Annotated in this window: 4 protein-coding genes; all 4 read left to right on the top strand. The window is 40.4% G+C overall.

Features of this window, described 5'->3' with window-relative positions; translation table 11 throughout:
- The first annotated feature begins 121 nt into the window (after positions 1 to 121).
- Entirely contained in the window at positions 122 to 3,640 is a 3,519-nt protein-coding gene (locus AACX68_RS01230; protein WP_228860365.1) for a non-ribosomal peptide synthetase, read from the top strand.
- Positions 3,637 to 8,349: a non-ribosomal peptide synthetase gene (locus AACX68_RS01225; RefSeq protein ID WP_228860364.1), complete on the top strand. Its 4,713-nt coding sequence runs from the start codon at positions 3,637 to 3,639 to the stop codon at positions 8,347 to 8,349. The genes AACX68_RS01230 and AACX68_RS01225 overlap by 4 nt, the downstream gene beginning before the upstream one ends.
- Positions 8,346 to 14,360: a non-ribosomal peptide synthetase gene (locus AACX68_RS01220; protein WP_228860363.1), complete on the top strand. Its 6,015-nt coding sequence runs from the start codon at positions 8,346 to 8,348 to the stop codon at positions 14,358 to 14,360. Before AACX68_RS01225 ends, AACX68_RS01220 begins: the two co-directional genes overlap by 4 nt.
- Before the next feature lie 154 nt (positions 14,361 to 14,514).
- A partial coding sequence (locus AACX68_RS01215) for a TetR/AcrR family transcriptional regulator (RefSeq protein WP_370630324.1) occupies positions 14,515 to 14,816 on the top strand: 302 nt, incomplete at its 3' end.

Raw genomic sequence — 14,816 nt, 5'->3', positions numbered from 1 at the left:
ATATAAGGTCATTTATCCTTCTGAAGAAAAATAATTAAAACAAACTCATTTGATGGATTAATCTTTTATATAAAAAGATTAATAAAATATGTTTTAAATTATTTCATATAAAAGGTGACATATGAAGAATGCCGCTCAAATTGTGGATGAGGCTTTAAATCAAGGGATTACTCTGTTTGTGGCTGATAACCGATTACAATATGAAACCAGCCGAGATAATATTCCTGAGGAATTATTAAATGAGTGGAAATACTATAGGCAAGATTTGATCGATTTCCTGCAACAACTCGATGCAAAAGAAGAAACACAAACATATCAATTGCAGGATATTCAGCGAAATCGCAATGCTGAGCATTATCCACTTTCATTTGCTCAGCAACGCTTGTGGTTTATCGATCAACTTACTGATGGCAGTCCTCAATACAACTGCCCCGGCTATCTGAGATTACGGGAAAAGCTCAATGTAAATGCCTTTAAGGCGGCGGTAAAAACATTACTCGAACGTCATGAAGCATTACGCACCTGCTTTAAGGTTATAGATAATGAACCACGGCAGGTTCTGGTGACTTCCTATGATTTACCTATCACTCAGCATGATTTGACGATGCTCTCTGAAAATGAGAAAGAACACCATATTCAACAATTCAGCAAAGAAGAGGATAACAAGGTTTTTAATCTTAGTGCTGATCTAATGTTACGTATTCGGCTAATAAAACGAGCTGAAAATGATTATGTCGTTCTCTATACCATCCACCATATTGCCTGTGATAGCTGGTCAATAGAAATCTTTATCCATGAACTTATCACATTATATCGGGCCTACTCTCAGGGGATGGCCAACCCGTTACCAGAACTAAAAATCCAATATAGTGATTATGCTCAGTGGCAACGAAACTGGCTGCAAGGGGATATTCTGGAAAAACAACTGGATTACTGGAATAACCAGTTATCAGGTATTTCTCCGTTGCATCGTTTTCCACTGGATAATCCACGGCCAGAACAACAGGGTTTCAAAGGGCTTCTTAAAGAACAACATATCTCAAAAGATCTGGCACAGGAGATCAAAGCGTTATGTCACCAACATGAAGTCACATTATTTATGTTTCTGGAGACTGCTTTTGCTGTCTTACTGAGCCGTTACAGTAATGAAAAAGATATTCTGGTCGGAACGCCACTTGCAGGAAGAACTCATCATGACATTGAACCTCTGATTGGTTTTTTTGTTAACTCTCTGGTGATCAGAACCGATTTATCCGGCCAGCCTACATTCAGTGAATTATTAAAGCGAAATAGTCGCACTATTCTCGATGCTTATGAACATCAGGATCTGCCATTTCAAATGTTGGTAGAGAAAATCAGTCCGGGAAGGAATCTAAATTATAACCCTGTGTTCCAAATTGCGTTTACGTTGGAAAATACCCAGCGGGATGGGACATTGGTGCGGGATAATAATATTGAGACCGAAGAACGTCTACTTTTGAAAACCCGGTTTGATTTAGAAATTCATATTTATGAAGAAGAGGGGGGGGGGTTGTCCCTTTTATGGGTTTATGACAGTAGTCTGTTCAACGATATTACTCTTGAAAGATTGCTTGCCAGTTATGAAACGCTGCTTACTAATATTGTCAGCGTGATGAAACCACGTGTCGGCTCAGAACTGATATATAAAGAACCTTCCGTTCATGATATTCCACTGCTAGCTGAAGCTGAAATACATACTTTATCCCAATGGAATGGGAGACAGGAATATAATCAGAATAGTGGCTGTTTTCATGAGTTATTTGAGAAACAAGCTGCCCGATATCCTGAAAAAACCGCCGTTGTTTTTGGCAGTGATTCATTGAGTTATCAGGAACTGAACCAACAGGCTAACCAGCTGGCACACTATCTGATAGCACAAAAGATTAAACCAGAAACATTAGTTGCACTCTGTATTCCCCGTTCAATACGCGCATTAGTTGCACTGCTGGGCGTCATTAAAGCGGGTGGTGCATATGTACCGTTAGATCTCGGTTATCCGGTATCCCGTCTCCAATATATGCTGGAACACAGCGAAGCAGAATTCATTCTGACAGAAACGAGTCTGATAGAAAAACTCCCGATTAGTCAGCAGAAAGTTGTCTGTTTGGATACCGAGGCAATACAGTCACAATTGCAGCAAATGCCTATCGACAATATTACTGAACGCCCATTCCCGCTGACGGAAAATAATCTGGCTTACGTTATTTATACATCCGGCTCTACCGGAAAACCGAAAGGCGTTATGTTGGAGCATAAAGGATGGGTCAATCTGGCACTGTCACAAGCGGAATTATTTGGTGTTGATACGCATAGCCGGGGATTACAGTTCGCGTCATGGAGCTTTGATGCCATGATTTTAGAAATATCTATGACACTGGCGTATGGCGCAACACTTTACTTAATTTCAGAAGCCCAGCAGCATTCTCCTGAATGTCTGGACGAAATCGTTGAAAAACATCAAATCACCCATGCTGTATTACCTCCGGCTTTACTGCCTTACCTGAACTTTAACAAATGGTGTTCTGTTTCAACCTTGCTTTTAGCGGGAGAAGCTGTACCTCCACAACTCTCTGTTCACTGGTCACAGAATAGGAGGCTGTTTAACGTATATGGCCCGACAGAGTGTACAGCCATCGTAACTTCAAGCTTATTAACTGATGAAAAAATTACAATCGGGAAACCGCTACCGAATATTCTTATGCGTATTCTTGATCCATCAGGTAATCAGGTGCCTATTGGTGTTGCGGGAGAATTATGTATTGGTGGTGCTCAACTGGCGCGCGGCTATTTGAACGCACCTGAAATGGACGCAATCAAATTTATTAAATATTGCAATGAACAAACGGATGAATCCCAGCCTCAACGTTTATACCGAACGGGAGATTTAGTCCGTTGGTTATCTGATGGCAATATCGAGTTTATCGGTCGGATTGACTCTCAGGTCAAGATAAGAGGATTCAGGATTGAGTTAGGAGAAATTGAAACCGCACTGAGTGGACATGAAGCTTTAAGTAGTGCTGTAGTTATTACATATGGAGAAGACAAAGATAAAAGGTTGGTTGCCTATGTTTGTCCGACTATCAGCTGGCTGGAAGAAAGAGGCTTGCAATTTGATACCGAAGATATCTCCCAATACTCAGTGATTAAAGCTGAACTTTCAAAATTACTCGAATCTGCACTAAAAAAACAATTACCCGAATATATGGTTCCCAGCCTTTATATTCCTCTAGAACAAATGCCACTGACACTCAATAACAAAGTGGATAAAAAAGCGTTGCCAGCACCGAATAGCAGTGATCTTCACCAACAAGTTTATGTCGCACCAAGAAATGAAATAGAGAAAAAAATCGGCCAATTATGGGAAGAAGTGCTGGGTATCAGTCAGCCCGGTATTCATGACAACTTTTTTATTCTGGGTGGTCATTCCCTCCAGGCAACTCGCCTTATCAGTTCAATACGCAATGAACTGGATATTGAAATACCACTAAGCAGTGTCTTTGAACATCCGACACTTGAGCGGTTATCACAGATCATCGAGATCCACCTTGTTAAAGAAAAGAGAAAACATTTCCAGACTGAGCAAGAAACAACACAAAAACTATTGGAAGGTCATATATGAAAAATGCAGCTAAGATTGTGAATGAAGCTTTAAATCAAGGAATTACTCTATTTGTTAGCGATAATAAACTAAAATATAAAACCAATCGCGATAGTATTCCTCTTGAATTATTTGAAGAATGGAAACAGCATAAACAAGAGCTCATTAATTTTCTGACTCAGCTTGAATCAGAAGAAGAATCGGATAATCACCGATTACAGGATATACCTCGTTATGAGCGTGCTGAACATTATCCACTTTCATTTGCTCAACAGCGTTTGTGGTTAATTGACCAGCTCACTGAAGGTAGCCCTCAGTATAACTGTTCTGGCGATTTCAGATTACGTGAATCAATCGATATTAAAGCCTTTGAAATGGCAGTAGGAGCATTGCTAAAACGCCATGAATCCTTGCGTACTCATTTTAAAATAATTGATAACGAACCACGTCAAGTGATTTCAGATTCTTATGATTTACCCATTACACACTACGATCTGACCGCACTCTCACAAACCGAGCAGGAATATCGGGTTAAACAACTCGGTGAAAATGAATGGAAGCAACCTGTTAACCTCAGTACAGACCTGATGCTACGTCTTCGCTTACTAAAATTGGCAGAAGATGATTATATAATTCTCTATACGATCCACCATATTGCCTGTGATGGTTGGTCGCTTGGGATCTTTCTTCATGAGATTCTCTCACTATATCGGGCATATTGCCGGGGTGAAGAAAACCCTCTGCCACCATTAAATGTCCAATATACTGATTACGCTCGTTGGCAAAGAGAATGGCTGCAAGGCGATATACTGGAAAAACAACTTACTTATTGGCAAAACCAATTATCTGGTGCGACGTTAGTTCACCACTTTCCACTGGATAATCCTCGACCAGAAAAACAGAATCTTGAAGGATTTTTACATCCACAGCGTATTTCAAAGAGCTTGACTCAGGAAATCAGGGCACTGTGCGCAAAACAGGGCGTGACATTATTTATGTTTCTGGAAACGGCATTTGCCGTACTGTTGAGTCGCTACAGTAATGAAAAGGATATTCTGGTTGGCATGCCACTGGCCGGGCGCAGACACCGGGATACAGAGTCCCTGATTGGTTTTTTCGTCAATTCAATGGTAATCAGGACGGATTTATCTGGTCAGCTGACATTCAGTGAACTGTTAAAACAGAATAGCCGTACTATTCTGGATGCCTATGCAAATCAAGATCTGCCTTTTGAAATGCTGGTGGAAAAACTTAGCCCGGAACGAAACTTAAATCATAACCCTATTTTCCAGATTATGTTTGCTGTGCAGAATAACCAGCGCAATACAACACTGGATCAAAGCAGTGTGATTGAAGATGGTGAGCGCTCGCTTCTGACAACCCGATTTGATTTGGAAGTCCATATATATGAAGAAGAAAGCGAAGGTGAGCTATCAATTCAGTGGATCGCGGATACCAGCCTATTCAATATAGCTACCCTTGACAGACTACTAGCCAATTACGAAACGTTGTTGACTAACATTGTTAATGTGATGAAGCATCATTCCGGTAACAGCGAACCATCAGTCCATGATATTCCATTACTGGCAGACTCTGAACGAAACACCTTACTTCATGAGTGGGGCGAGCCACAGGTTCCTTATCCAACCGGAAAATGTTTCCACGAACTCTTCGAAGAGCAGGTATCAATACACCCTGAAAAGAATGCATTGATCTTTGGTACTGATTCCCTGAGTTATCAGTCGTTAAATGAGCAGTCCAATCAATTAGCACACTACTTGATTCAGCAGGGTATTAAACCGGATACGTTAGTTGCGCTTTGTGTACCAAGATCATTACAGGCGGTTGTAGCGCTGCTGGGGATTATTAAGGCGGGTGGGGCTTATGTACCTTTAGACCCTAGCTATCCGAAAGCCCGCCTCCAATACATGTTAGAACACAGTGAAGTTGAATTTATCCTGACTGAAACGCAAGAGGTAGAAAAACTGCCTATCACGCAGCAAAAAGTCATTTGTTTAGATACTGATACGATACAATCGCAGTTACAACAAATGCCTAGGGTTAATATCACCGAAAATGAGCGGCCATATCCACTGACAGAAAATAATCTGGCTTATGTCATTTATACTTCTGGCTCAACCGGCAAACCGAAAGGCGTTATGCTGGAGCATAAAGGGTGGGTTAATCTGGCTTTCTCGCAGGATGTTTTATTTGACGTTAACTCAAATATTCATGTATTGCAGTTCGCCTCCTGGAGTTTTGACGCCATGATTTTGGAAATGTCTATGACATTAGCCTATGGCTCAACACTGTATCTTATTTCTGAAACTCAGCGACGTTCCCCTGAATTGTTGGATGAAATTGTTGAAAAACATCAGATAACCCATGCAGTCTTGCCACCTGCATTGCTTCCTCATCTTAATTTTGATAAATGGCATTCTGTTTCAACACTACTTCTGGCCGGTGAAGCCGTGCTACCGCAAATTGCTGTTCAATGGTCGCAGAATAGACAATTGTTCAATGTGTATGGCCCGACAGAATGTACTTCTATCGTTACTACGGCTTTATTAACTGACGAACGCATTACTATTGGAAAACCTTTACCTAACGTAGTGATGCGTATTCTTGATCCAGAAGGTAATCTGGTTCCTATGGGCGTTATCGGAGAGTTGCATATCGGTGGTGTTCAATTGGCACGGGGTTATCGCAACTCACCGGAAATCACAGCAAAACAATTTATTCGCGATCCATTCAGCTCGCATTCAACGAATGAGCGGGAAAACAGACTGTATCGTACTGGCGATTTAGTTCGCTGGACACACGATGGTCAATTGGAATTTATCGGTCGCATTGACTCTCAGGTTAAAATTCGTAGCCATCGTATAGAGTTAGGTGAGATAGAATCTGTTTTGAGTAAGCATAACGCCTTAAGTAGTGCTGCTGTGATCGCTTATGGTCAGGATGAAGATAAAAAACTCATTGCATATGTTTGCCCAAGCACAGAGTGGTTAGGTGAAAAAGCCATTGAATTTAACGCACACAGTGTTAATAACTGGACAGAAATTTTTGATGAGCAATACCGTCAACCCATAATGGAGAGTACCCAGAAAGAAGATATAAGTGAGGTAGTGACAGCAGAAAGTGATTTCGGTGGCTGGATGAACAGTTACACTGAACAACCAATTGCCGTTGAACAAATGGAAGAATGGTTAGCTGACATAATGAAGCGGATTGACTCCCTGAATCCTCACCGTTTACTGGAAATTGGCTGTGGCAGTGGATTATTGTTGTACCGCTATGCTAAACAGTGTGAATCAGTAGTTGCTACCGATATATCGGCTGAGGTTTTAAATCGTCACCAGCATATCCTGCAACAGCGTGGCTGGTCACATGTGGAACTCAGAAGAGGGGATGCGCTCAATTCAGGAACACTACATGCGGGCGAATTTGATTCTGTCGTAATTAACTCAGTTGTCCAGTATTTCCCTAATGTTCAGTATCTGGAAAAAATGCTTGAGCAAATAATACCTGCATTGACATCAGGAGGAAAAATACTGCTGGGTGATATCCGCAACTTAGATCTCTTAACCGCCCACGCTACAGCAATAGAACAAAGTCGTCTCAATGGACAACGTATTCAGGTGGGTTCGCTGGCAAACCGTATCCAACGGCGTTTACAGCAGGAACCGGAATTTTTACTCAGCCCAACTTATTTTGCCCAGTTGCCGGAACGTTACCCAGAAATCAGCCGGGTTGATATTCTGGTGAAGCGGGGTGTGGGTGACAATGAAATGATGCGTTATCGCTATGACGTCATATTACATAAAAGAGATGAAAATACAGGATCTCTCTGTGAACGTTCAATAATTTGGCACAATTTTGATTCTTTGGAAAACCTGAAAAACAGACTACAGGCAGGAACAGAAGAGACATTTGGTATTTCAGGTATTCCTAATGCCAGAGTTAAAGATGAGTTTGTGTTGGCAGAAGGGTTACGCCACTGGTCGGCCAACCAGATAATCACACCTCCGGAAAATGCCAGCAGCTTTTCTCCACAAGCATTAAAACAGATTCAGGAACTCGAATCCTTACTGCAATATGCTGAACAATGCGGTTATCAGTGTGGCGTTACATGGTCACAACAGCAACCTGATTTACTGGATATTATTTTCAGCCGTGGCGAATTACCTCCTGTGCTGGCGCGTACTGACTACAATCAGGTACATCTGGCGAATTATCCGCAAATCTCTGCCATTAATGGCGAACTTTCAGAATTACTGGAATCGACCCTGAAACAGCAATTGCCAGAGTATATGGTTCCCAGCCTCTATATTCCTCTGGAACGAATGCCACTTTCGTTAAATAACAAAGTGGATAAAAAAGCGTTGCCAGTCCCAAATGAAGATGATTTACGCCGGCAAACCTATGTCGCTCCAAGAAGTGAAATAGAAATTAAAATCAGTCAGTTGTGGAGAAAATTACTTAACGTTAATCAAGTCGGCATTTATGACAATTTCTTCACTCTCGGAGGTCACTCGCTTCAGGCAACTCGTTTTATTAGTTCAATACGCAACGATTTAGGAATAGAAGTACCATTAAGAAGTGTGTTTGAACACCCGACACTTGAGCAATTATCGCAAATTATCACCATTCATCTACTCAAAGAAAAAAGAAAACATTTTCAGGCAGAGAAAGATTCATCTCAGGAATATTTAAGAGGTGAAATATGATAGATGTAGCACAGATTGTGGATGAGGCGTTAGAACAGGGGATTACTCTATTTGTTGTTAACAATCGGTTACAATACGAAACCAGTTGTGACAGCATTCCCACTGAATTGCTCAATAAGTGGAAACAACATAAACAAGAGCTGATTGATTTTCTGAACCAGCTGAATTCAGAAGAACAGACTCAGGCGAGTCATTTTTTGCAAGATGTTCAGCGTACTGAAAAAGCGGATCATTATCCGCTTTCATTTTCTCAGCAGCGTTTGTGGTTTATTGATCAACTGGCTGGTGGCAGTCTTCAGTATAACTGTATATTCGATTTCAGGATACGGGAAGCTATTAACATAAAGGCGTTTGAAGACACAGTTAAGTCGCTGCTTGAACGTCATGAAGTATTGCGTACCTATTTTGAGATTATTAATAACGAGCCGCGGCAATTTATTGCCGCTGATTACGATATACCGATTACATATTATGACTTATCTGCACTGTCTGAGACTGAGAAAAACGACCAGATAAAACAGTTTAGTAAGGAAGAAGAGAATCAACTCTTTGACCTTAGCACAGACCTGATGTTGCGCCTTAGGTTAATAAAATTGGCAGAAGATGATTATCTTATTATTTATACGGTACATCATATTGCCTTTGATGGTTGGTCCGCTTCAATATTTCTCAGTGAGTTTTTTACGTTATATAGAGCTTATTGTCAGGGAAAGGCAAATCCGTTATTACCACTAAAAATTCAGTACACCGATTATGTCCAATGGCAACAGAGCTGGTTGCAAGGCAATGTGTTGGAAAAACAATTAACATATTGGCAGAATCAATTGGCTGGAATCTCACCTGTTCATAATATACCGCTGGATAATCCACGAACAGGAAAACAAAATATCGGAGGACGTCTTCATATACAGCGCATTTCCTCACATCTGACCCAAGCAGTCAGGGGATTATGTGCTAAGCATAACGTGACGTTATTTATGTTTCTGGAAACGGCTTTTGCGGTATTACTTAGCCGTTACAGTAATGAGAAAGATATCGTTATTGGAACAGGACTTGCCGGAAGAAGACATTATGATATTGAGCCGTTAATCGGTTTTTTCGTCAATTCGCTGGCTATCCGGACAGATTTATCCGGTAATCCTACTTTTAGTGAGTTGTTAAAACAAAATAGCCGCACTATTCTGGATGCTTATGAACATCAGGATCTACCTTTTGAGTTAGTGGTTGAAAAGCTCAGCCCGGAACGGAGCTTAAATTATAATCCTATATTTCAGATTATGTTTGCGGTACAGAACAACCAGCAAAATATAACGCTGGAGCAGGATAGTCTGACCCAGTTAGATGATAATTTACTTAAAACGACTCGGTTTGATCTGGAGATTTATGTTTATGAAGAAAAGCAAGGAGACGAATTATCTATAATATGGCTCTATGATGCGAATCTGTTCCACAGTAACACTATTGACAGATTCATTGCCAATTATGAAGTTCTGCTTGCTGGTATTGTTGAAGTGATGACAGGTGTCTCAGCCAATAAAGAACCCTCAGTTCATGAATTACCAATCTTGAGTGATACGGAAAAACAAACCTTATTGCATCAATTAAATGGTCGACAAGAGCATGTTCAACAAGGATGTTGCTTCCATGAGCTATTTGAAGAACAGGTGGCGAAAACTCCTGAAAAAACGGCGCTGGTTTTTGGTGATGATACTTTAAGTTATCAAGCTGTTAACGCGCAGGCTAATCAATTGGCAAATTATTTGATTGAGCAGGGTATTCAGCCAGATGTTCTGGTTGCTATTTGTCTTCCCCGGTCATTACAAACGGTGATCACACTATTGGGTATTCTTAAAGCTGGTGGGGCTTATGTGCCGTTGGATACCAGTTACCCGCAAGCCCGTTTGCAATATATGCTGGAACACAGCGGAGCCGAATTTATTCTCACTGATACATCATTAGTTGATAAATTACCCATCAGTCAGCAACGTGTTATTTGTTTGGATACGGAAACGGTACGTTCATATGTGCAAAATTTACCCACAGCTAATATTACTCATCGTCCGTTCCCCCTGACTGAAAATCATCTGGCCTATGTCATTTATACCTCCGGCTCTACCGGCCGTCCAAAAGGAGCAATGCTGGAGCATAAAGGCTGGGTGAATCTGGCACAGGCACAAGCTGAATTATTTGACGCAAATGCGGATATTCGCACATTGCAGTTTGCCTCCTGGAGTTTCGACGCAGCCGTACTGGAAATGGCAATGACGCTGGCTTATGGTGCTACGCTATATCTGATTTCAGAAACACATCGTCGTTCCCCTGAATGGCTGGATGAGATAGTTGAAAGACACCATATTACTCATGTAGTGCTCCCGCCGGCACTGTTACCACATCTGGATTTTAACAAATGGCGCACGGTTTCAACCTTATTATTGGCTGGGGAGGCTGTGGCTCCACATATTGTAGAAGAGTGGTCGCAGGACAGAAAACTATTTAATGTTTATGGTCCAACTGAGTGCACTTCAATTGTAACCAGCGCCTTACTGACAGTAGATAAGCGAGTAACGATTGGAAAACCGTTACCAAATACTGTCATGCGCATCCTGAATTCTGATGGCAATCTAGTACCGTTCGGGGCTGTTGGAGAACTGCATATTGGTGGGATTCAATTGGCACGGGGTTACCGTAATGCACCAGATCTCACGGAAAAACAATTTATCCGTGATCCTTTCAGTACCAATCCTGCAGACCGACTGTACCGCACTGGCGATTTAGTACGCTGGACACCAGAAGGTGAACTGGAATTTATTGGCCGACTTGATTCGCAGATTAAAATTCGCAGCCACCGTATTGAACTGGGAGAAATCGAGGCGGTTCTGGCGGGACAGGAGATTTTAAGTAATGCGGCTGTAATCGTTAATGGTCATGACAGTGAAGACAAGAAACTCATTGCTTATGTCTGTCCAAGTACCAATTGGCTGGCGGAGAAAGCTACTGAGTTTAATGTCGATTACCTTGAAAGTTGGACAGAAATTTTTGATAACCAGTATCGTCAGGAACTAGCAGAAAATACGACTACTGACACTATTGATAAGTGCGATGATGACAGTGATTTTAGCGGCTGGGTGAACAGCTATACTGAACAGCCGATTGCCTTGGAACAAATGGAAGAGTGGCGAGCGGGGATTATGCAGCGGATAAACTCTCTGCAATCCCGACGATTATTGGAGATTGGCTGTGGGTCTGGCTTATTGCTGTATCGCTATGCCGGGCAATGTGAATCAGTATTAGCGACTGACATTTCAGCCGAAGTATTGGCGCGTCACCAAAATATTTTGCAAAAACGTGGTTGGTCGCACGTAGAATTAAGAAGAGGTGATGCTCTGAATTTAGGCGCAATCACTCCTGAACAGTTTGATTCTGTCGTAATTAACGCTGTTGTCCAATATTTCCCCAATGTTCAATATCTGGAAAAAGTCATTACGCAGTTATTACCTGCGATTGAAAATGGCGGGAAAATTCTTCTGGGGGATATTCGTAATTTAGATTTATTAACCGCACATATCACAGCCATTGAAAGAGATCGCCTAAATAACCAAAATATTTCGGTAGAGACGCTGGCAAATTACATTCAACGGCGTTTACAGCAAGAAAATGAGTTTTTAATTAGCCCGACCTATTTTGCACAATTGCCGACACGTTACCCGGAAATTGGAAGAGTGGATATTCTGGTTAAACGTGGTGTTGGTGACAACCAAATGCTGCGTTATCATTATGATGTCATATTATATAAATGTGATAAAAATACAGAATTATGTAGCGATCCAACGATGATTTGGAACGATTTTAATTCTCTTGAAGATCTTCGGAATACGTTAGAGATAGGCGAATTCGATACATTTGGTGTCTCAGGTATTCCTAATGCCCGCATCAAAGATGATTTTGATTTAGCTGAAGGGTTACGCCATTGGTCATCTGATCAGATTATTTTTCCACCCAAAAATGCCGGCAGTTTTTCTCCTGAAATAGCAGAGCAGGTTTCTGCTCTTGAATCTTTACTGCAATATGCAGAACAGTGTGGTTACCAGTGTGAGCTTACATGGTCACAACAACAACCTGATTTACTCGATGTGATTTTCAGCCGTGGTGACTTACCCCAAATACAAGCACGTTCAGATTACAATCAAACTCATTTGGCCAATTATCCACAGCTTCCAGCTATTGGTGGAGAACTTACGGAGCTATTGGAGTCGGCTCTGAAAAAGCAATTACCTGATTATATGATCCCGAGCCTCTATATCCCATTAGAGCGCATTCCACTGAATTTAAATAATAAAGTAGATAAGAAAGCGTTACCTATCCCAGATGAAAGTGATTTACATCGTCAGGTTTATATCGCACCGAGAGATGAGATTGAAGAAAAACTTAGTCAGTTGTGGCAAGAGCATTTAAAAATCAAACAAGTGGGTATTTATGATCATTTCTTCTCGCTCGGAGGCCATTCACTTCTGGCTGTTAAAATAGTTGCTTCAATAAAAAATACGTTAGACAAAAATTTCACCATGCATCAGTTATTTGCCAATCCAACCATTGCACAGATTGCAAGTCTGATTCGTCATAGTTATAAGCATGAAATATCTTCACCTAAGACAACACACAATAAATCTGATAAAAAAATACCGATTTCTTATTGTCAGAAAATGTATTGGTATTTTGTCCAAGAAGAGTTGTTAGAAGATTGTTTTCATGTGCCAATTGCTTTGCTAATGGAGGGAGAGCTGGATAAAGGTGCGTTAGAAAAAAGTTTGAGCACTATTTTTGAACGGCATGAAAGTTTACGTTTTAGGTTTTATAAAGAAAATAATAATATTTTCATGCAGCCTGATGAGAATATGAAAGTTAACTTACAAGTTATTGAAGCATTACCAAGAGAAATAAAAAGAGAAGAAATTTCTATTGAAATTAATAAACTCTGGGAAGAGAAGTTAAGAACACCTTTTGATGTTTATAATGGTCCATTAATCAGGACATTCTTACTACCTGTTTCGGAAAAAGTCACCATATTGCTTATTGATGTCCATCATATTATTTCTGATGGATGGTCTGTTAATATCATTATGAATGAGTTTAAGAAATTATATACGACTTATTCACGAGGGGAAGAAAATACATTACCGCCTGTTCCTATGCAATATTCTGGCTATGTTTATGACTTACAAGACCTCCATGCGACTGAGGAAGCTAAAAAGCAGATTAAATTCTGGCAACAACAATTTTCTGATGTCAATTCTGACCGCGATTTTCCGGCTCCCTTCAGAAAACATTTGGCTTCAAAATATCGATATTGCTCCCGTCATATAAAAATACCTAATTTCCTTGATAGAGCTGCTTCACAATATTGTGAAACTCATAAGATTACACCTTATATGTTATTTATGGCATTGTTCCATACATGTCTTTTTATGCATTCCGGTGAATCACAACATATCGTTACCTCACCAAAAGCTGATCGTACTCGCATAGAAAATCATCAGACAATAGGGTTATTCTTAGGTGACCTAATAGTAAAATCGAATATCAATAAGGAGATGAGCCTGCAAGAAATCATTAAGCAGGTTAGTCAGTCAATTTATCGAGCCATAGAAAATTCAAATATTCATATGTCTGTGGTGATTGAAGCAGTGGGAGAAAAGGCAAGAGAAAATATTTTTAATGTTTTGTTCAATTATATGGATGCACAAAACATGTATGATTTCATAGATATATCTAAAGATGAAAAATTATCATTACCAAATCTTGATGTTGCACTGATAGAAACTGATGTGATTCCTTTTGAATCACTCGGAATGAATTTATTATATATGCCGGAAAGTATAGGGTGTGAGCTGAATTACAACCCGGAGTTGTATACAGAAGAAGTTATTGAGAGTTTAGCAAAACATTATGAACGACTGCTCAATGCCATCGTATCTGGTCAGGAAAAAGAGAGTATCAGCCAGTTTTATGGATAAAATCTTATCGTGAACGACGAGAGAAGAGTGGCTTCAGGGATGAAGCCTATCATCGTAATGAAATCTGAATTCTGTTTGGTGTGTTGCCTTTAATTGAAATAATGTTATTTTCTACAACCTTTTAAAAAGTAAGATATTAGATTGGTGTGCAGATATGTATGAGGAACTTAGCCCAAAGGGGAAAGCAAAATATAATCAAATTCTTGATGCAGTTCAGGTTGTTATTTGCCGGGATGGTATTTATGAGTGTAATCATCGGGCTGTGGCAGCAGAAGCAGGGGTTCCGCTTGGAACAACAACATATTATTTTAAAACACTGGATGATATGTTAAGAGCGGCGCTAGGGACCCTGTTTCTAAATTTGTGTAATTGCCTGTTTTTGATATGTTTAATTTATCAACTAAAACAGGTGAAAAGATGGACGAGAAACAGTTACAAGCCCTGGCTACTGAGCTG

This window comes from Xenorhabdus sp. PB61.4 (genome assembly GCF_963894935.1).
In the GTDB taxonomy this organism is placed as follows: Bacteria; Pseudomonadota; Gammaproteobacteria; order Enterobacterales; family Enterobacteriaceae; genus Xenorhabdus; species Xenorhabdus stockiae.
This window is presented reverse-complemented; position numbering and strand designations above follow the sequence as displayed.